At 46.9% G+C, this 18,772-nt stretch carries 19 protein-coding genes; 14 read left to right on the top strand and 5 right to left on the bottom strand.

Annotated elements, in window-relative coordinates:
• The first annotated feature begins 3 nt into the window (after window positions 1–3).
• Together BLU12_RS06670 and BLU12_RS06665 are read left to right on the top strand one after the other, a co-directional pair.
• Window positions 4–504, top strand: a complete 501-nt coding sequence (locus BLU12_RS06670; protein WP_234945526.1) for a TRAP transporter small permease — start codon at window positions 4–6, stop codon at window positions 502–504.
• Window positions 504–1,787 (top strand): TRAP transporter large permease, encoded by a 1,284-nt coding sequence (locus BLU12_RS06665; RefSeq protein WP_091461530.1) that lies wholly within the window; start codon window positions 504–506, stop codon window positions 1,785–1,787. Before BLU12_RS06670 ends, BLU12_RS06665 begins: the two co-directional genes overlap by 1 nt.
• A gap of 10 nt (window positions 1,788–1,797) precedes the next feature.
• Here the strand turns inward: BLU12_RS06665 and BLU12_RS06660 are convergent, their stop codons facing one another.
• The 3 genes from BLU12_RS06660 to BLU12_RS06650 are packed head-to-tail and all read right to left on the bottom strand — an operon-like array spanning window position 1,798 to window position 4,610.
• Window positions 1,798–3,087: a TRAP transporter large permease gene (locus BLU12_RS06660; protein ID WP_091461529.1), complete on the bottom strand. Its 1,290-nt coding sequence runs from the start codon at window positions 3,085–3,087 to the stop codon at window positions 1,798–1,800.
• Window positions 3,084–3,566 carry a TRAP transporter small permease gene (locus tag BLU12_RS06655; protein WP_091461527.1) on the bottom strand — a complete coding sequence of 161 codons (483 nt, stop codon included), beginning with the start codon at window positions 3,564–3,566 and terminating at the stop codon, window positions 3,084–3,086. The genes BLU12_RS06660 and BLU12_RS06655 overlap by 4 nt, the downstream gene beginning before the upstream one ends.
• 9 nt (window positions 3,567–3,575) lie before the next feature.
• The gene (locus BLU12_RS06650; RefSeq protein WP_407638650.1) at window positions 3,576–4,610 is read right to left on the bottom strand and encodes a TRAP transporter substrate-binding protein; all 1,035 of its coding nucleotides are present in this window, start codon (window positions 4,608–4,610) and stop codon (window positions 3,576–3,578) included.
• A gap of 94 nt (window positions 4,611–4,704) precedes the next feature.
• Here BLU12_RS06650 and BLU12_RS06645 point away from each other — a divergent pair, with 94 nt between their 5' ends.
• The gene (locus BLU12_RS06645) at window positions 4,705–5,109 is read left to right on the top strand and encodes a hypothetical protein (protein ID WP_091461524.1); all 405 of its coding nucleotides are present in this window, start codon (window positions 4,705–4,707) and stop codon (window positions 5,107–5,109) included.
• A 37-nt stretch (window positions 5,110–5,146) separates the two neighbouring features.
• Entirely contained in the window at window positions 5,147–6,478 is a 1,332-nt protein-coding gene (locus tag BLU12_RS06640; RefSeq protein WP_234945525.1) for an SH3 domain-containing C40 family peptidase, read from the top strand.
• Between the two features lie 47 nt (window positions 6,479–6,525).
• Here the strand turns inward: BLU12_RS06640 and BLU12_RS06635 are convergent, their stop codons facing one another.
• Window positions 6,526–7,422, bottom strand: a complete 897-nt coding sequence (locus BLU12_RS06635; protein WP_091461522.1) for a radical SAM protein — start codon at window positions 7,420–7,422, stop codon at window positions 6,526–6,528.
• A gap of 482 nt (window positions 7,423–7,904) precedes the next feature.
• Here BLU12_RS06635 and BLU12_RS06630 point away from each other — a divergent pair, with 482 nt between their 5' ends.
• Window positions 7,905–8,615 carry a SagB/ThcOx family dehydrogenase gene (locus BLU12_RS06630; RefSeq protein WP_091461520.1) on the top strand — a complete coding sequence of 237 codons (711 nt, stop codon included), beginning with the start codon at window positions 7,905–7,907 and terminating at the stop codon, window positions 8,613–8,615.
• Between the two features lie 132 nt (window positions 8,616–8,747).
• Window positions 8,748–9,677 (top strand): RadC family protein, encoded by a 930-nt coding sequence (radC, locus tag BLU12_RS06625; RefSeq protein WP_091461518.1) that lies wholly within the window; start codon window positions 8,748–8,750, stop codon window positions 9,675–9,677.
• Between the two features lie 239 nt (window positions 9,678–9,916).
• Here the strand turns inward: radC and corA are convergent, their stop codons facing one another.
• Window positions 9,917–10,975: a magnesium/cobalt transporter CorA gene (gene corA / locus BLU12_RS06620; RefSeq protein ID WP_091461516.1), complete on the bottom strand. Its 1,059-nt coding sequence runs from the start codon at window positions 10,973–10,975 to the stop codon at window positions 9,917–9,919.
• A gap of 244 nt (window positions 10,976–11,219) precedes the next feature.
• On the opposite strand from corA, the gene BLU12_RS06615 reads away from it, so the two are divergent.
• The 8 genes from BLU12_RS06615 (at window position 11,220) to BLU12_RS06580 (ending at window position 18,686) form a co-directional block, all read left to right on the top strand.
• Window positions 11,220–11,645 carry a dicarboxylate/amino acid:cation symporter gene (locus BLU12_RS06615; protein WP_268753512.1) on the top strand — a complete coding sequence of 142 codons (426 nt, stop codon included), beginning with the start codon at window positions 11,220–11,222 and terminating at the stop codon, window positions 11,643–11,645.
• Window positions 11,646–11,747: 102 nt separating this feature from the next.
• Complete coding sequence (gene hypD / locus BLU12_RS06610; RefSeq protein ID WP_091461512.1) at window positions 11,748–14,174, top strand: trans-4-hydroxy-L-proline dehydratase; 2,427 nt, start codon at window positions 11,748–11,750, stop codon at window positions 14,172–14,174.
• Window positions 14,175–14,196: 22 nt separating this feature from the next.
• Complete coding sequence (locus tag BLU12_RS06605) at window positions 14,197–15,114, top strand: glycyl-radical enzyme activating protein (protein ID WP_091461510.1); 918 nt, start codon at window positions 14,197–14,199, stop codon at window positions 15,112–15,114.
• A gap of 178 nt (window positions 15,115–15,292) precedes the next feature.
• Window positions 15,293–15,625, top strand: a complete 333-nt coding sequence (locus BLU12_RS06600) for a (2Fe-2S)-binding protein (protein WP_057940698.1) — start codon at window positions 15,293–15,295, stop codon at window positions 15,623–15,625.
• Window positions 15,622–16,731 carry an NAD(P)/FAD-dependent oxidoreductase gene (locus BLU12_RS06595; protein WP_091461508.1) on the top strand — a complete coding sequence of 370 codons (1,110 nt, stop codon included), beginning with the start codon at window positions 15,622–15,624 and terminating at the stop codon, window positions 16,729–16,731. Before BLU12_RS06600 ends, BLU12_RS06595 begins: the two co-directional genes overlap by 4 nt.
• A complete protein-coding gene (locus BLU12_RS06590; RefSeq protein WP_091461506.1) occupies window positions 16,728–17,243 on the top strand; it encodes an NADH-quinone oxidoreductase subunit I in 516 nt (171 codons plus the stop codon). The genes BLU12_RS06595 and BLU12_RS06590 overlap by 4 nt, the downstream gene beginning before the upstream one ends.
• The gene (locus BLU12_RS06585; RefSeq protein ID WP_091461505.1) at window positions 17,240–17,527 is read left to right on the top strand and encodes a (2Fe-2S)-binding protein; all 288 of its coding nucleotides are present in this window, start codon (window positions 17,240–17,242) and stop codon (window positions 17,525–17,527) included. Before BLU12_RS06590 ends, BLU12_RS06585 begins: the two co-directional genes overlap by 4 nt.
• A 1-nt stretch (window position 17,528) precedes the next feature.
• On the top strand, window positions 17,529–18,686 hold the full coding sequence (locus BLU12_RS06580) for an NAD(P)/FAD-dependent oxidoreductase (RefSeq protein WP_091461503.1): 1,158 nt from the start codon (window positions 17,529–17,531) through the stop codon (window positions 18,684–18,686).
• Window positions 18,687–18,772 lie beyond the last annotated feature (86 nt).

The following is an 18,772-nucleotide window of genomic DNA, read 5'->3' as shown; positions in this document are numbered from 1 at the left end:
TTCATGTTGAAATCATTTGCCTTTAATTTAAAAATGTTCGACAAGCTCGAAGAATATCTGCTCGTCAGCAGCATGGTGGTAAGCGTCTGCATAGTATTTCTCCAGGTTGTAATGAGATACGTATTCCAGAACTCGCTCACATGGAGCGAAGAGCTTGCCAGATATATCTTCCTGTGGCAATGCTGGATAGGAGCCAGTTATGCCGTCAAGAAAGGCAGCCATATCCGAGTCGAAATTTTACCTAACAAATTTGCTGGCAAAAAGAAAGTTATGTTTGAAGTTATTATTACGCTAATCTGGTTTTCATTTACTATATTTCTAGCCTATACTGGAACACGGATTACGACTCATGTCTTCAATAGCGGGCAACTTTCACCTGCAATGAGAATTCCTATGGGCTACGCCTATGCCTCCGTTCCTGTGGGTTGTTTTTTGATGTTAATACATTTAGTTGAAGATCTGGCGGGGTTATTTCGTAAGTTCAAGCAAGAGGAGGCCTTTTAATGGAAGCGTTGTTGCTGTTCGCCCTCCTCATAATCTTCATATCGCTAAGCGTCCCGATAGGTGTCACGATAGGCCTGGCAACTGCGATATGCCTTGCGACAACGACGGATATCCCTCTCGTTTTAGTGGCGCAAAAATCGGTGACCGGGCTCGATTCCTTTCCCCTCCTGGCGATCCCCTATTTTATACTGGCAGGTGCATTGATGCTTGAGGGAGGCATATCCAGACGACTGGTAAACCTCGCCGACAGCCTGCTCGGTTTTGTCACGGGAGGGCTGTCCATGGTCACCGTGTTGGCCTGCATGTTCTTCGCTGCCATTTCAGGTTCGGGCCCCGCAACGGTTTCCGCAATCGGCTCTTTTATGATACCGGCGATGAGGGATAGAGGGTACGATTCCGGTTTTGCCGCTGCCCTGACGGCTTGTGCCGGTTCTATCGGCGTTATAATCCCACCAAGCATTCCCTTCGTGATATATGGTGTCGTCGCACAAGTTTCGATCGGGGACATGTTCATTGCCGGTATCATACCAGGAATAATATTGGGGATTGCCCTGATGACAGTATGCTACATCATCTCCCGCAAAAAAGGATACCTTGGAAGCGCCCAGAGGCCTTCCCTTAAGGCTATTGGCAGGGCCTTCAAAGAGGCCGTGTGGGCTTTGATCATACCCGTCATCGTCTTAGGTGGCATATACGGCGGCATCTTTACCCCTACAGAGGCGGCTGTTGTAACTGTCGTATACGCTTTTTTCGTCGGCAAATTCGTGTATAAAGAGCTCACTCTGAAAAAAATATACAATTGCTTGCTCGATTCCTCCCTGGTCAACGGCGTTACGCAGTTTATGATCGGGCTTTCCATGGCCTTCGCCTCCTATCTTGCATTGGCACAAATACCGTCGACTGTCGCTTCATGGCTTTCTAACATATCGAGTACGCCCTGGGTAACGTTACTTATAATCAATATCTTTCTGCTCATAATGGGATGTTTCGTCGATAACATTCCTGCCGTAATTATCCTTACACCGATACTTCTTCCGATCATGAGACAGCTTGGGGTCGATCCTATCCATTTTGGGGTGTTTCTCACCGTAAACCTTGCCGTGGGTTTTGTTACGCCTCCCTATGGCATTAACCTCTTTGTTGCTACAGCCATCTCGGGGGAAAGCATTGAAAGGATCTCCAAGAACCTACTTTACTTCATAGCTGCAATGATATTATGTGTCCTTCTGCTAACGAATATTCCTGGTTTATCCCTGTGGTTGGTGGGGATGTTAAATCGTTGAGGTCAATTCATTAAAGCCCCAGTAATTTTGGAACATAAATTGTTAGACCCGGGAGCAATATGATCATAGATAATACGACAAGGGAGACAGCTATAAAGGGCCATATGAACTTCAATACCTCACTTAAAGGCACCTTACCCACCGCAGAAACGATGTAGTTACAAGCACCCATAGGAGGGGTTACCAGGGCAATGGTGACGTTTAGCGTCATGACGATGCCAAAATGCAGCGGGTCAATGCCCGCCTGCAGGGCCAGCGGATAAAATATGGGCGTAAGAAGGGTAAGTGTCGCCACTTCTTCCATGAAGCAACCCACCACGAATATGATGGCGCTAAAGGTCAACATGAGCAAGACGGGGCTTGAAGTCAACCCTGCTTCGGCAAGCAAGCCCGCAAATTGCTGTGGTATTCTTTCCCATTTGAGCAGCCAGCCGACCGCTTGTGCTGCTCCCATTATCAGAAATATTGAGCTGGTCGTGCGCACCGTCTCGTAAAGTGCCTCGAAAATGCCCCTTTTGTCGAGCCTTTTGGTGTAAAACAGCCCTACCAGGAGGCAGTAAGCAGCAGCCAATGCCCCAGATTCCGTCGGGGTTACTATGCCTGTAACTATGCCGCCGATGATGATTATCGGCGCAAGTAAGCCGGATATGGATTGAATTAGTATCTTTTTTGCCTGCGACCTTTCTTCTCCGCTCGAAATCGGAGCACCGTATCTGAAAGAATAGAAGTAATTCATGACAGCATAGGATAGGCCTAAAATCAACCCCGGAACGATGCCGGCTGCAAAAAGACCGCCGATCGACGTATTTGTCATGGAAGCATAAATGATCATGAAGATCGAAGGAGGTATTATGGGGCCAATGAGAGAGCTTGCGGCAGTAAGGCCTGCAGCGTAACCTTGGTTGTAGCCTTCCTTTCTCATGGCCGGAATTAAGATCGAAGAGAGAGCAGAGGCATCTGCAGCTGCTGACCCGTTTACGCCTGCCAGTATTATCCCTGCAACTATGTTTACATATCCCAATCCGCCGCGCATGGAGCCCACTAAGAGCTTGGAAAAGTCTATGAGCTTGTCGGTAAGACCTGACCTGTTCATCAAAGACCCGGCCAGGACGAAAAATGGGATGGCCATCAGGGTGAAGGAATCCATACCGCCAAAGAGCTGCTGGCTTACGACGCGAAGAAGTGATGCGTCACCCAATACCGCTATCCCGGCAAAGGCAACTGATAAGAGCGAAAGGTAAAGGGGAAGGCCTATTAACATAAGAAAAAAGAAAAATAGCAGTAAAAGAAGCAGACTCATCTCTCGTTCGCCCCCATGTCTTTTCTGTAGATGACAAACTCTACGAGCAGTATTCCAAGGCCCACCGGCAGGGAAAGCAGCGGTATGGTTTTGGGGATTTTTAAGCCCATCGTCCTCATGTTCCAGGCTCCAATGGCATTATGGGCTCCAAAATAAACGACCAATATCAGCACGATAACGCCTATGATGAACTTGAGCACGTTGAAGATGCGCTGCAGCTTCATGGGAAGCCTGGGCAGGATGAAATCGATGGCCATCATATCTCCTCGAAGGTGTGCACAGCTTGCCCCCACCATGACCATCCATATCAGCGTGTATCGCGCCAACTCCTCCGTCCAGATGAAGGAAGTATGAAATAGATACCGCGAGACCACTCCCGTGAGTATGTCACATATATTTAAGGCCAAGAGCGAGCACGAGACGTAAGCGCATGCCCGCTCTATGGCCGCAGACAACTTGGGCAAAATATCCTTCGGCATGCCTAGTCCTTACTTTACGGCCTCATTTGCGGCCTTAGCGTCTTCCAGAGCCATATTTAGCCATTCCTCGTCAACAGTAGTCTTTAGCCATTCTATGTAAGCCGGCTGACCTTTGTCCCTAAAGGCGTTCATTTCATCCTCGTTTGGGGCATAAACTTTCATCCCCTTTTCCTCGAGGAACTTTATCTGTTCTGCATCTTGTGACTCGACCATTTCTCTGGTCATCACGTTGGCCTGATGGGCGGCTTCGGCTATGGCCTTTTGCTCGGCTTCGGGCAGTCCGTCAAAAAGATCGCCGTTTACCACCAAAAATTGGTCTGAATACTGAATGTTGGCCAAAGTCATATATTTTTGGACCTCGTAAAGGCTTCCTATGATGATGTAGGTGGCGGGGTTCATCTGGCCGTCGACGACGCCTGTTTTTAAGGCCATATAAAGCTCCGTCCATGGGATGGGTATGCCGCTTGCGCCAAAGGCTTTGTAAAGTATCACCTGGCCTTCGTCCATTGCCCTGAATTTAAGTCCCTTAAAGTCGTCGGGGCTTTTAATCTCGCGCTTTGAGTTGGTAAAGGCAAGAAACCCACCCTCTTCTACGGCCTCCAGCAGAACGGCGCCAGTGCGTTTTTTGAACTCCTCTTTTACCTTTGACCAATATCTGCCGGAGTCGAAGAATTGGTGGGCCGCCTTGTAGCTGTCGAACATGAAGGGAATCGAAGCTGCATAAAGTTCGGGTAAAAGGGGGGCCATGCCGGCATATGACGCAACATTTATGATGGGTTGGTTAAGCCCGCTCTTCGTCAAAAGCTCCATGCGTTCCTCTTCAGTGCCCAGCTGGCTGTCGGGATAAAGCTCGATCTTTATCTTGCCCTCAAGTTTGTCCTCTACTAGCTTTTTAAAATTAACGGCGTAATAGTGGACAGCGTTATTAACCTCGTCGGGTGGGCCGTTGTAAGACATCTTCACCGTCAGCGTCTCTGCCAGTGCAGGCCCTGATAAAGCCAATATAGAGACCATGATAAGCAAACAGATAACTGCGCGCCTCATCCTCATCACTCTCCTAATCTATTTATGACTCAATCAAACTTGAAATTATTATAATGAATTCATGCAATGCCGGTCAATGCGAGCCAAAAGTACATTGGTCGCCCTTGCTCTTATCTTGACAAAGACCTTGGACTACATCCTTGCTGTTACCCTGCAATCTATATTTATAATTTACATTGTTCATGACATAGCCTTTATAGCCCTTCCCATCGTTAATAAAAAGTTCTACGTGAGTGATATTTTTAGACCGGGGAAGTTTTTGGTCTTAGGCAGCGGGTTGTTTTTTATTTGTTGTATGATAGCTTTAAGCTATAAGATGATCATCCAGACGTGGCAGTTGATACTTATTTGTGCCGGAGTAGGAACGGGAATTTTCTTATACAGAAAAGTAAGGGATTTTAAAAGCGAGGTTTTAAGCGAGGCAAAAAAAGCTATAATAAAGCGGGGTTCGTGCTGGTGGTTTTTGACGAACGGCGGATTTAGCATTGCGCTTTGTTAGATTAATATATTATTTTTTGATATTAGGAGGTTATTCATTGTTCCTTTTGAGGCTTACTAAGGTGTTTAAAGAGATATTGTTTGTGATCATACTTTTGCTTTTGTGCGTTTTCCCTTTAGAGGGCGCTGCATTTGGGAAATTATCGCCAAAGGTCCCGCAGAATCCCTTTTACTATCTGAGGGGCGACTTTGACAAGCCCCTGTTAACGGCGCAAGAGCAGGCCAAAGGGGCAGCTGTTGCTAGAGATCGTTTTTTTCTCCCCTGGAACGGAAATTTTAGGCATTCAAAAGACGATTTATTGTGGCCCTTTGGCGTTTACTTGCCGGGGCGGGTTTACGGAGAAAATGAAAGGCCCAGGCAGAAAAATTGGTTTGACGATATTTACGCCAGGGCGAATGTCGAGGCTTTTCGAAGTTTGGACATGCCTGGCATAGTTATAGCCGAAGGAGCGCTTAGGGCCTTTCCCACTTTTGAACCCATCTTTTTATCTCCCGATCTTCCGGGAGAGGGATATCCCTTCGATTACGGTCAAGTTTCCTGGGTGAACCCGGGGGAGCCGATACGAATTTCCCATTTCGCTTGGGATCGTACGTGGGCTTACGTGGAGACCTCCTTTGCAGCCGGGTGGATAGATTCCAGAAAGGTAGCCTACGTTAACGAGGAGTTGCTGAAAAGGTACGCCTCTTTGCCGCTTTCGGCGGTAGTGAAGGACGATACGGCTGTAAGTAAAGACGGTCGTTTTCTCTTCAATGCCAAAATGGGTACTCTTCTGCCTTTAAATAAGGAATTGCTCTATGAGATGGAACTTCTGGTGCCGACCGGAAAGGACGATGCCGGTTTTGCGACCTTCGGCTTGGTTCGCCTTTCGAAGGAGAAGGTGAAGAAATGGCCTGTAGAATTCAATCAATGGAACGCTGCCAGGATGATAGACGAGATGATTGGGGAGACTTACGGTTGGGGAGGGTTATACGGAAAAAGGGACTGTTCTGCAGCTACGAGAGATTTATTTTTGATTTTTGGCATATGGCTTCCAAGAAATTCTAAAGCACAGGCAAGAAGCGCAAAGCCGATTTCCCTTGAGGGCTTAACTCCCGATCAAAAAGAAAAAACAATAATTAAGCAGGGCATTCCCTTCGGGAGCCTAATTTACAAACCAGGGCACATCATGCTTTATGTCGGCACTTACAGGGGAAAGGCCGTAGTTTTTCACAACCTTTGGGGCCTTAAGACGCAAGTCAAGGGTAAAGAGGGCCGTTACGTCATAGGCCAATCCATATTGAGCACCCTGGACATCGGTAAGGATTTGCCCTGCATAGACCGGGAAAGCTTGCTGATAAATACGGTAACGGCGATGACAAATCTCCTGTAAAACAATTTCCAAACCTATCCCGGGGCCTCCCATAAACGGCAGATCACTCATTTTTCACATATTCGATGAATGCCATGTTTTCGCGCCATCTCCACTGCCCTTTGAAATTCAGCGCGATTGGCGGGCCTTGAAAGCTCAGGATACTGCTTAGTCTTATATAAAGGGCGGTACTGGTCCATTATGTTTACGAAGGTTTCGGTAGAAATTTCTGTGGCCAAAAACTCCATCACTTTTTCTGTTCCGGCAAGGTCGTTTGGAAGTACCAGGTGCCTCACTAAGAGCCCTTTAACGGCAATTCCACTATCGTCCGTCTTTAAATCTCCCACTTGCCGGTGCATTTCCTTGACTGCACTTTTTGCTACAGAAAAGTAATTAGGAGCTGAAGAATAACGCATGCCCCTTTCGTCATCGCCGTACTTAATGTCCGGCATGTATATATCGACGATCCCATCAAGTAATTTCAGAGTATCGACGGAATCGTAGCCGCCCGTGTTGTAGACGATGGGAACTTTCAAGCCCTCCTCGAAGGCGATAAGAAGGGCTTCCAATATTTGGGCAACGCAGTGCGTGGGAGATACCAAGTTGATGTTATGACAACCCATCCTTTGAAGCTCAAGCATGATGTCAGCCAATTCTTGGGCGGAGACCTCATTGCCCTTGCCAAGTTGACTGATGTCGTAATTTTGGCAGAATACGCATGACATGTTGCAGTGGGTGAAAAATATCGTGCCCGAGCCAAATCTTCCTACTAAAACTTTTTCTTCGCCAAAATGAGATCCGTAGCTGCTTAAGATGGCATTTCTTCCCGTCTTGCAAAAGCCCTTTTCGTCTTTAAGGCGATTTACGTGACACTTCCTCGGACACAGTTCACAGTTCGACAAAATTTCCAAAGCCATTTCCAAGCGTTCCGATAGCTTTTTTAAGAATTCTTTGTCCTGTTTCATGATGAACACCTCAAGTAAAAGGAGCTAAATTTACGCCCCCTTGGTTACTGAAGTTGGTGAAATTGTAGTCTAAACTGAGGCAAGATAGTTTTCAATAAAACTTCGATACCTGCATTGCAAGTTTGCTGCTCGATCTTTGGTGCCTTTCGCACTGTAAAAGGGCGTTGCCTTATTATTTTTTAAGAAAATAATGCAACTGGTATTATAACAGATGCATTGCACGAAAATTTGAAGTACCGAACTCCTAAAGAAGTTGGTCGTCATCGTTCAGCTTCTGCTCATGTCGAAAATGAACAGATGAGCGTAGTTTCGTGCAAGGCTATTCGGCCCTTTGGCGAATACGGTGATCATCTTTTGATAAAATGATATAGCAATATATGTTTGGCAATTAGCGAGTGCAGTTACAAAAAATCTAGTGCAGCAGCATTCCTATGTTGAAAATAGGCTTGTACTGTTATTTATCAAAAAAAGTGGTGATTTTTATGAATAAAACAAAGTTAATAATCATGTTTGTGGCATTAATATGCTTAGGAATGGGAGGGTTTTTCATGATGATAGGAGCAGGATACGGAAGTGAACCAGGGAAGCATGCCAATGGAAAAATAAAGCTACCTGAACCCAAATACGAGAGCGACACATCTGTTGAGAAAGCTTTGCTTGAACGAAGATCGGTTCGCAGATACAAAGATGAGCCGCTGACGCTTGGTGAGGTTTCGCAACTCCTTTGGGCTGCGCAGGGGATCACCGGTCAAAGATGGGGCTTTAAAACGGCACCTTCTGCAGGTGCACTTTATCCACTTGAATTGTACGTCTTGGTTGGCAATGTAGATGGCATCGCAAGAGGCGTATATAAGTATGTGCCCCGTGGGCATGAACTCTTAAAGGTCATAGATGAAGATTTACGAGACAGTTTGGCTGTCGCAGCTCTCAGGCAATCTTGCGTCAGGGATGGCGCCATTGACTTGGTATTTACCGCAGTTTATGAAAGAACGACGGGCAAATACGGCGATAGGGGCATCAGATATGTGTATATGGAAGTCGGGCACGCTGCTGAAAATGTTTGTCTGCAAGCTGTTTCTTTAGGCCTTGGCACAGTGGTCGTTGGAGCCTTTAGGGATGAGGAAGTAAAAAAAGTTTTAAGCCTTCCAAAGGAAGAAAGTCCGTTGTGTATAATGCCTATAGGAAGGATATAGGTATCTACGTTATGCGTCGTGTATCGTGTCGTTGCACAAAAGGTAATTAGTTAACGAGTACATTTGTCCCATCTCAAATTTTACGGAGCCGCGAGATATCATCATAGAAACTGAACGGAGGTCGTTATCGGCATGAGCGACGAGATTTTGCCGGCAAAAGAACTGCTTGACTTCATGGTGGCAAACGCCATTTATCCGATGTACAGCAAAAAAGGAAAGGTATATTTAAGATGTTCCAAAAAGGGGTTGCTTACCGAAGAAAGGGCGAATGACATAGTCCTGCAGTTAAATATCAATACAGCTGATGAATGCGAAAAGTTAAGGGGAAAAATTAAAAGAATGGTGGCAGAGCGGAAATCGACACGGCCGATCAAAGAATGGGTGAAAGAAGAAAGGCCAAGGGAGATGCTCGTGCAGCTTGGGGCAGAAAACCTACCCTTGGGCAAACTTTTGGCGATAATTTTAAGGACCGGGAAAGAGGGCATGAGCGCAGAAGAGCTCGCAAGGACTTTGCTCAACCGTTTTGGATCGCTTCGCGGTATAGATTCGGCGCCCATCTCAGATATTTCCAAAATTGATGGAATTGGCCTTGCCAAGGCCGTACAAATAAAGGCAGCCCTTGAGCTTGGTAAGAGATTTTTTAAGGAAAAGGCTGAGACGAAGAAAAAATTAAATAAACCTGACGATGTGATCGGCTATGTTTCCGAATATTATGCCCCCTATCTGAGGGATAAGCAAAAGGAAGTTTTTATCGTCATTCTTTTGGATATTAAAAATAAGCCCATTGGAAATGTTGAGATAAGCAAGGGCAGCGTAAATGCCACCGTGGTCGATCCAAAGGAAATCGTAAAGGCTGCGTCCTTAAAATCTGCATCTTCAGTCATACTGGTTCACAATCATCCTTCGGGCGAAACGACGCCATCGTCGGAAGATGTCGAGCTTACTAGCCGCATATCCTACGCCTGTGATCTTGTGGGCGTAAACGTGCTCGATCACATAATAGTAGGCAAAAATCAGGGTGATTTTTACAGCTTTGCTAGGGAAGGCCTGATATTTAATTAAAGGCGATTGCTGCTCATGGTGCTCATCGTGTGGAGTTTAAGTCTTTTCGCGGCAACTTTTGCGCCGAAGGACAGCATGCAAGCCCGCCTCTGAATAATGTTTTGTTTTGTGTAAAAGGTAACCTTCAATATAGATTGTAACGATCTCTATATTGAAGGTAGACTTTAATATGAAGTTACAAGATAATTTATATTAAATTTTAAATTGAATTAATTTGAATAATATTAGGAAGAAATCTATTACATCCACTTTTTTCTTTTAAAATACACCACCATCCCTATGCCGATGACCAATATCACGATTAGCACCATGGGATAACCGTATCTCCATTCCAGCTCCGGCATGTATTTGAAGTTCATGCCGTAAATGCCCGCAATCAGGGTCAAAGGGATGAATATCGTGGCTAATATGGTCAAAACCTTCATGATCTCGTTAGTTTTATTGCTTATGTTCGAAAGATATATGTCAAGCAAACTGCTTGCCATATCCCGAAACATTTCAACGGTGTCTATTGCCTGAATGGTATGGTCGTATACATCTCTAAAGTATATGAGTGCTTCAGTGATTAAATGTGAATCTCCCTTCGACAGCTGGCTTAACACCTCCCTCAAGGGCCATGCAGACCTTCTCATGTTAATTAAATTACTTTTAAACTTGTGTATTGCCTGTACGGTATCTTGGGAGGGGTTTGTGATCACTTCGTTTTCCAGGCCTTCAATCTCTTCTCCCAGCTTTTCGAGGATTATATAGTAGTGATCGACAATGATATCGATTAAGGCATGGAGGAGATAATCGGCGCCCCTCTTTCTGATCGCTCCCTTGTCGTTTTCTATCCTTTCGCGTATAGGGTCAAAGATGTCAAGTTTTCTTTCCCGAAAGGTAAAGACAAAGCTGTCTCCCAACACCATGCTGACCTGCTCGATTTCGATCTCGTGCGATTTGTCGTCGTAGGTCAACATTTTGAGGACAATGAAGATGTAATCTTCGAAGTACTCTATTTTGGATCGCTGATGAATATTTAGGATATCCTCTAACACAAGGGGATGCAGGTTGTAGATTTTGCCGATCTTTTCTACAGCATCTACCCTGTGCAGCCCCACAACATCTATCCATGTGACGGTAGAAGGATCTTTAAATGATGCACACTCGTCTATATCCTTGACCTTTATTTTTCTGTATCCGCTGGCATTGTAGTCTATTGCAGTTATTTCGAACTCTTCCCTTTTGTCGCCAGTATATATGAGCGTTCCAGGTGGAACTCCGACCTTTTTACCGATCTCCTTTTTGGATCTTTTCACATCGATACCTCCGTTCGTTCCAATAAAATGATGCAATATATAAATTCATCATACTGATATACTAAATTTTTGTAATCTCTATAGAATTATATAGCCTTTAATTCTCATCCTGCAAGATTGCAAACTGGCTGCTTCAAGTAGTATGGACCACGCCGTTGTGATCCTTGGCAAGCCCTAGTGATGTGGTTGTCGGTAAATACTTTACGCCTTTCATTCTAACCGACAACGAACCTGTAATTTTATATTGACACAAGAGGAAAAGTTGGGAATACCCAGATCGGTGTGTGGCTTTACCCTGCCTTTGGGATCGCAGATAAATCTTGACGGGGAAGCTTACTACCAAGTGCTTTCCATATTTTTCGTGGCCAATGCGATGGGAATTCATTTTGCATTGGCGCAGCAAGTATTGCTTGCTATAGTAGTAACTATTGGTACAACAGGTACGGCGGGGATTGCAGGATCAAGCCCCGTAATGTTGTTGGCGGCGATGAATATGTTGGGAATTAATCCTGAACCAGCTGCAGCGGCTGCGGCTGCTTTTGCCTTGGTTCTTGGAATAGACGTAATTCTTGATATGGGTAGAACTGGTATAAACGTCACAGGCGACCTTGTTGGAACTACAATAGTCTCCAAAAGCGAAGGCCTGATCGATTGGGAAAGGTGGAAGTAGGAGCTAAGAAGGCATATAATACAATTAAATTAGAAATAATTATAAAATTTACAAATTACTATATAATTAGTTCATTTTATAGATAATCAGGAGGCATGTAAAATGTCCGAAGTAAGAGTGGAAAGGGAAATGGCAAAAAGGAGGGCGGCAATAAGGCCTATAAGCAAGCGCATTGCGAAGCTTAGGGAAGAAAGCGTCAGCGCTCCTGTAAAGATATCAAGTGAACGGGCTAGGCTTGTGACCGAGTTTTACAAAAGCGGTCAAGCCGACGGCAAGTCCGAACCCGTTAGACGTGCCCTAGCCTTCAAATACTTGATGGAGCGAGTAAGCCTTCCCGTAGAAGACGGGCAGCTCATAGTAGGCCTTCGCGGTACCGGACCCCAGGAGGTGCCCACATACCCCGAGATATGTACCCACGACCTTGAGGATTTGGAAGTTTTAGACACAAGGGAAAACATGCCCTACAGGGTCGACGAGGATACCAAAAAGATATATGAAGAAGAGATTATTCCTTTCTGGAAGGGCAGGACGACTAGGGAAATTATCTTTAGCAACCTCCCCAAGGAATGGATCGAAGCTTACGAGGCCGGCATATGGACCGAGTTCATGGAGCAAAGAGCGCCAGGTCACAGTGCCGGCGGAGAAAAGATATTCGAGAAGGGCGTCTTGGACGTAAAGGAAGACATCAAAAGGCAGATGAACGCTCTAAACCCAGCCGATCCCGCATATTACGACAAGATGGAAGAGCTAAAGGCCATGGACATCGCAGCTGATGCCATACTGATTTACGCTAAAAGATATGCCGAAAAACTGCGAGAGTTAGCGAAATTAGAAAGAGACGCCAAAAGAAAGGCCGAGCTTGAAAAGATGGCCCAAATTTGCGATCACGTGCCTGCCCATGCGCCAAAGACCTTTTGGGAGGCCTTGCAGCATTATTGGTTCGTCCATGTGGGCATAGTGTACGAGACAAACCCCTGGGATTCCTTCAACCCCGGAAGGCTGGATCAGCACCTATATCCCTTTTATGAAAGGGAAGTTGCCGATGGAACGCTCACCAGGGAACAGGCAAAAGAGCTGCTCGAGGCATTCTGGTTGAAGATCAACAATCAGCCAGCAGTGCCAAAGGTGCGCGTCACGGCAGAGGAAAGCTTCACCTATAACGACTTCACGAAGATAAACATAGGAGGCCTTAAAGAGGACGGCTCCGACGGCGTCAACGAAGTTTCCTATTTGCTGCTTGAGGTATTAGATGAGATGAGGACCTTGCAGCCAAATACTGCGGTCCAGGTGAGCGTAAAAAACCCGGAACGTTTCGTCACCAAGGCATTGAAGGTAGTAGGCCCCGGCTTTGGCGAACCTCCATTTTTCAACTTCGACGGTGTCATCGTTAAGATGCTGAGGCAGGGCAAATCTTTGGAGGATGCCCGCACAGCAGGAGTAAGCGGATGCGTCGAGACTGGAGCCTTCGGAAAGGAATCGTACATTTTAACCGGATACTTCAACTTGCCCAAAATACTTGAGATCACCCTAAACGACGGCGTCGACCCCCGAACGGGCAAAAAGCTGGGCTTAAGCACTGGAGATCCCCGAAACTTTAAGACCTTTGACGAGCTATGGGATGCCTTCATGAAGCAGGTTAAGTATTTTATGGACATCAAGATGAAGGGAAATGACATCATAGAGTCCATATTTGCCAAGCACTTTCCCGTTCCCTTCATGTCGCTTTGGCTTTGCGATTGCGTGGAAAAGGCAAAGGACTACAATTGCGGCGGCACGCGCTACAACACACAGTACCTCCAGGTTGTAGGCCTTGGTACCATTTCCTACAGCTTGACATCTATCAAATATCACATCTTCGACAAAAGGGCTGTGCAGATGGACGAACTGCTCGATGCCTTGAAGTCCGACTTTGCCGGCAAAAACGAGATATTGCGGCAGACCATATTGAACAAAACTCCCAAATACGGCGAAGATGACGATTATGCCGACAAGATAGCCAAAGACCTCGTGGACCAAGTCGTCAGTATGATCGAAAGCTATCCTTCCTCGCCCATAAGGATGGCGTCGAAGAGGGCGTACTTTTTGCCTACCACTGCTCACGTCTATTTTGGTAAAGTCACAGGCGCTACCCCTGACGGCAGAAAGGCAGGCTTCCCTGTGTCGGAAGGCATATCGCCCGTCCAAGGAAGCGACAGGAAGGGTATTGCAGCCGTTTTCAGATCCGTCTCAAAATGCGATTGGGACAAGACAGGCGGTGCCTTACTGAACCAACGGCTTAGCCCCGATCTGCTCGAAGGTGAAGAGAACGTCAGAAAGCTGGCCCAGTTGATCAGGACCTTTTTCATGATGGGCGGCCATCACGTGCAGTTTAACGTCGTAAGCACCGAACTGCTCAAGGAAGCGCAAAAAAGGCCCAAGGACTTCCAGGACCTCATGGTGAGAGTCGCCGGCTACAGCGATTACTTCGTTAATTTGCCAAAGGGATTGCAGGAAGAGATAATAGCCAGGACCGAATACGAGCAGGTTTAAATAAAGGAGAAAACTACGAAAAATGGATGATGCAAAGAACAGTTGCCTTGGATTGATATTCGACGTTCAAAGGTACTCCATACACGATGGACCTGGCATAAGGACGACAGTGTTCTTCAAGGGATGTCCTTTGAAGTGCTGGTGGTGTCATAATCCTGAGGGGATAGACTCTGGCAAGGAGTTGATGTATTTCGAGTATAAGTGCATGCACTGCGGCACCTGTACCCATGTATGCCCCATGGGAGCAATAGAATTCGATGGTATACCGATCATTAGAAGATCTATGTGCATCGCCTGTGGTAGCTGCTCCGCGGTCTGTCCCAGCGATGCATTGAAGCTCATAGGAAGGGAGTACACCGTGGGCGAGCTCATGAAGGAGATAGAAAGGGACGTCCTCTACTTCGATAATTCGGGCGGCGGAGTCACCTTTTCCGGTGGCGAGCCGTTGTATCAGCATGAGTTTTTGCTTGAGGTGTTGAAGGAATGCAAAAAAATAGACATCCATAGGACACTTGATACGTCTGGATTTGCACCGCAGGAAGTTTTGGCTTCGGTCATGGATTACGTGGACCTTTTTCTGTATGACCTTAAGCTGATCGACGAAAAGGAACATATCAAATACACGGGCGTATCGAACGCTCAGATCAAGGAAAACTTGCACTTTCTGGTAGATCATGGCAGGGCTAAAGATGTCATAATTCGCTTTCCAGTCATCCCTGAAATAAGTGACACAGCTGACAACGTAGAGACATTGGCGGAATTTATCTCATCCATGAAAGGCCTAAAGGAGATAGATCTTCTTCCCTTTCACGACGTAAGCGAGAAGTACAACAGGCTTGACAAGGACTACAAGATGACGGTCCACAAATCCCCTTCGCGGGAAAGGCTTCTTGCGATCAAGGGTAGACTTGAAGGCATAGGGTTGTACGTCAAGATTTAGTATTTTATTACAAAGCCTATTTGGGCTTCTACAAGAACCTTAAAGCCCTATGACAGCTTCGAGGTTTTTTTCTCGTAGATAATACTATACCCAAATGATTGAAGTTAAATTATAATTTAAATCAATAATAATCTGAAAATCATATGCTGAACATAAATTATGGCAGGAGGTGGCAAGCTTGGAACTGATCAGGGAACACCCGGTACTGGAGTTTCGCCATGGCAGGTTGGTTAAGTTCACCTTCGAGGGGAGGGAACTGGAAGGTTTCGAAGGGGAACCTATAGCCATGGCCCTTCATGCCAACGGGATTAGGGTATACCGCGAGACGCCCGAAATGAAAAGGCCTCGCGGATTTTTTTGCGCCATAGGCAAGTGCTCTTCCTGCTTTATGGTCGTGGATGGAGTGCCTAACGTGCGAACCTGCATAACTCCGTTGAAAGAGGGAATGCGCATCGAAGTTCAGCGGGGGAAGGGCAAGATTAAGCTCAATCACGAAGGTGATCCGAAGTGAAAAATACAGAGGTTTTAGTGATAGGAGGAGGGCCTGCCGGGTTGTCTGCGGCGGCCGAGGCGGCATCCTTCGGTGCTAAGGTGATGATCGTAGATAGCGATCTAAGGCTTGGAGGCCAACTTATCAAACAGACGCACAAATTTTTCGGCTCTTCCTTTGAGCGTGCTGGAACGAGAGGTTTCGTCATATCCGACGTGCTTCTGGAAGAGTTGAAAAGCTACGGAAACAGAGTACAAGCATACACCAATTGCACGGCCCTGGGCTACTACAAGGACGACGGCGTGGTCAGCTGCATGGAGGGCGAGGAAAATTACTTTAAGGTTTTGCCCAAGAAGATCTTGGTGGCCACGGGAGCCCAAGAACGCCTGATTCCCTTCCCAAACAACGACCTCCCAGGCGTCTACGGAGCCGGAGCGGTACAAACGCTCATGAACGTCTACGGGGTTGTGCCCGGCAAGAGGATTTTGATGGTAGGTGCCGGCAACATAGGTCTTATCGTGAGTTACCAGTTGCTGCAAGCGGGCGTAGAAGTAGCGGCCATAGTTGAAGCGATGCCAAAGATAGGTGGATACTGGGTGCACGCGGCCAAGGTCAGAAGGCTTGGCGTTCCCATCCTACTGGAGCACTCCATCAAAGAGGCCTTGGGTAAAGACGTAGTAGAAGGTGCCATAATACAGCAGATAAGTCCAGGCTGTGGCTTTATAGGGGAGGAGATCCACGTCGATTGTGACGTCATATGCATGGCTGTCGGTTTGAATCCCACGTGTGAGCTTTTATGGCAAGCGGGATGTGAGATGAAATACATACCTCAGCTTTGCGGACACGTCGCAATTCGCGACAGATCGATGCGCACGACCAACCCGAACGTATGGGTAGCCGGCGACGCCGCAGGCATAGAGGAAGCCTCGAGTGCCATGGTGGAAGGGCGTATTGCGGGATTGAGCATGGCTCACGAACTGGGTTATGTTGAGGATAAAGAGTATCGCGAGAAGTCCGCTCTCTATTGGGAAAGGCTTAACGCTTTGAGAAACGGAGAAGCCAGCGCCAAGATAAGAGAGGGCATAGCGCAGGTTCTGATGGAAAGCTCTGGAGGTATGGAAAGATGAGCAAAAGCGAAGGTCTTTATAACAGCGGGGTATTGCCCCCTGAGATGTACGAGCAGCATGAACCGCCTAAAAAACTTTGGGAGAGCAAAAAAAACGGTTTGGTCATCGTCGAATGTCCCCAGAGGATTCCCTGCAACCCCTGCCATACGGGATGTCCCACCGGTGCGATAAAGGAATTTGCCGACATAAATGATACCCCGCAGATTGACTACGAAAAGTGCACAGGATGCGCTATGTGCGTTGCTAAATGTCCCGGACTTGCCTGTTTCGTCGCAGATTTGACTTACGGAGGCGACGAAGAGGCCCTTCTTAAGCTGCCCTATGAGATGTTGCCGTTGCCTAATGAAGGGGAAGAAGTCGAATGTCTAAACCGCGAGGGCAAGGTCGTTTCTAAGGGAAAAGTGTTGAGGGTCGTGGAGCCCTGGAAGGATAAGACCAAGGTCGTACATGTGGCGGTGCCCAAATCCCTTGTGATGGAGATAAGGGCCATAAGGGTGGTGAGGAGCAGATGACAGAAGAAGAAAAGGAAAGAAACGTAATCGTATGCAGATGTGAAGAGATAACCATGGGGGAAATACGGGACTGGATCGCAAGGGGGTACGACACCTTCGACGAGCTCAAATACATCCTGCGAGTAGGCATGGGTCCCTGTCAGGGTCGAGGATGCAGGGAGATCATCTTGAGGGAGATAGCCAAGATGAAAAATGTTCCGATAAGTCAGGTCGATCCGGGAACCTTTCGCCCGCCTTCCAAACCGGTTAAGCTTGAGCTTTTAGCCGAGGAGGTGGACAAATAAGATGCACGAAGAATGGAAAAACACGGCAAATGTTGTAGTGATTGGCGCCGGTATTCAGGGGTGTTCCATAGCCTATAATTTGGCCAAGTTGGGCGTGAAAGACGTCGTAGTGATCGATAAACAAATCCCCACTGCAGGATCTACGGGAAGATGTGCAGCCGGCATCAGGGCTCAGTGGGGAACGAAGATGAACTGTCAGTTGGGATTGGCCTCCCTTGAGATATTAGAAAACCTCCATGAAGAACTTGGAATGGACATAGGCCTTCATCAGGGCGGCTACCTCATGGTTGCCTATAAAGAAAGCGAATTTGAGCAGTTGAAGAAAAATGTGGCTTTGCAAAACAGCTTAGGAATAGCCTCAAGACTGGTTACCAAAGAAGAGGCATACGAGATATGTCCGACCCTTTCGGCCGAAGATGCCGTCGGATTTACCTATCACCACAGAGACGGACATGCCGATCCCTTTCTTACGACCATAGCCTACCACAAGGCTGCAAGCGAGAAGGGAGTAAGGTTTTATAAGTTCACCGAATGTACGGGCATAAAGGTGAAGAGCGGTGAGGTTGAAGGCGTCGTTACGACAAGGGGAGAGATAGATGCCCCGATAATTGTGGATGCGGCTGGCCCTTACTCGCAGCATATCGCTGCCATGGCGGGGATAAACCTTCCCCTTTACTCCGAAAGACACGAGATATTGGTCACGGAGCCTGTCGAATTCGGGGTTTGTCCCTGCATGCTCATGAGTTTTTCGGGAAACTATTACATACAGCAGAGGCCAATAGGCTCGATAATCGCAGGATGTAGCCCCGAGGGGCATCCTGAGGATTACTCCCTCGGCAACACGTGGAACTTCCTGGAACATATGTCAAGGGTGATAGTAAGGTTGCTTCCCAAACTTGGAGGAGTAAGAGTCGTAAGGCAGTGGTCCGGCATGTACAATATGTCGCCTGATAAGCAACCCGTCATCGGCGAGTCTAAAGAAGTGAAGGGCTTTTACATCTCCGCGGGCTTTTCGGGGCATGGGTTCATGTTCGGTCCCATTTCAGGCAAGCTCCTTGCCGAGCTTATCGTCACGGGAACGAGCTCCATCCCGATCGATGTATTGAATTATGACCGTTTCGAAAGGGGCGAATTGATAGAGGAGCCCGCTGTAGTATAGTAGTATAAGGGATAAAGTAAAGGAGATATCATGAATAAATCTAAATCATGATATCTCCAAATTTTATACGAAGAAAGGATGACTTG

It is taken from the genome of Acetomicrobium thermoterrenum DSM 13490 (assembly GCF_900107215.1).
In the GTDB taxonomy this organism is placed as follows: Bacteria; Synergistota; Synergistia; order Synergistales; family Acetomicrobiaceae; genus Acetomicrobium; species Acetomicrobium thermoterrenum.
Note: the sequence above shows the minus strand (reverse complement) of the source record. Positions and strands in the feature narration are given on the sequence as shown.

What these genes read in the sequence shown, in the direction of transcription:
- BLU12_RS06605 (WP_091461510.1), top strand. Translation starts at nt 14,197, where the DNA reads ATGGATGATGCAAAGAACAGTTGCCTTGGATTGATATTCGACGTTCAA.
- BLU12_RS06585 (WP_091461505.1), top strand. Translation starts at nt 17,240, where the DNA reads ATGACAGAAGAAGAAAAGGAAAGAAACGTAATCGTATGCAGATGTGAA.
- BLU12_RS06590 (WP_091461506.1), top strand. Translation starts at nt 16,728, where the DNA reads ATGAGCAAAAGCGAAGGTCTTTATAACAGCGGGGTATTGCCCCCTGAG.
- radC (WP_091461518.1), top strand. Translation starts at nt 8,748, where the DNA reads ATGAGCGACGAGATTTTGCCGGCAAAAGAACTGCTTGACTTCATGGTG.
- BLU12_RS06655 (WP_091461527.1), bottom strand. Translation starts at nt 3,566, where the DNA reads ATGCCGAAGGATATTTTGCCCAAGTTGTCTGCGGCCATAGAGCGGGCA.
- BLU12_RS06670 (WP_234945526.1), top strand. Translation starts at nt 4, where the DNA reads ATGTTGAAATCATTTGCCTTTAATTTAAAAATGTTCGACAAGCTCGAA.
- hypD (WP_091461512.1), top strand. Translation starts at nt 11,748, where the DNA reads ATGTCCGAAGTAAGAGTGGAAAGGGAAATGGCAAAAAGGAGGGCGGCA.
- BLU12_RS06580 (WP_091461503.1), top strand. Translation starts at nt 17,529, where the DNA reads ATGCACGAAGAATGGAAAAACACGGCAAATGTTGTAGTGATTGGCGCC.
- BLU12_RS06635 (WP_091461522.1), bottom strand. Translation starts at nt 7,422, where the DNA reads ATGAAACAGGACAAAGAATTCTTAAAAAAGCTATCGGAACGCTTGGAA.
- BLU12_RS06630 (WP_091461520.1), top strand. Translation starts at nt 7,905, where the DNA reads ATGAATAAAACAAAGTTAATAATCATGTTTGTGGCATTAATATGCTTA.
- BLU12_RS06665 (WP_091461530.1), top strand. Translation starts at nt 504, where the DNA reads ATGGAAGCGTTGTTGCTGTTCGCCCTCCTCATAATCTTCATATCGCTA.
- BLU12_RS06660 (WP_091461529.1), bottom strand. Translation starts at nt 3,087, where the DNA reads ATGAGTCTGCTTCTTTTACTGCTATTTTTCTTTTTTCTTATGTTAATA.
- BLU12_RS06650 (WP_407638650.1), bottom strand. Translation starts at nt 4,610, where the DNA reads ATGAGGCGCGCAGTTATCTGTTTGCTTATCATGGTCTCTATATTGGCT.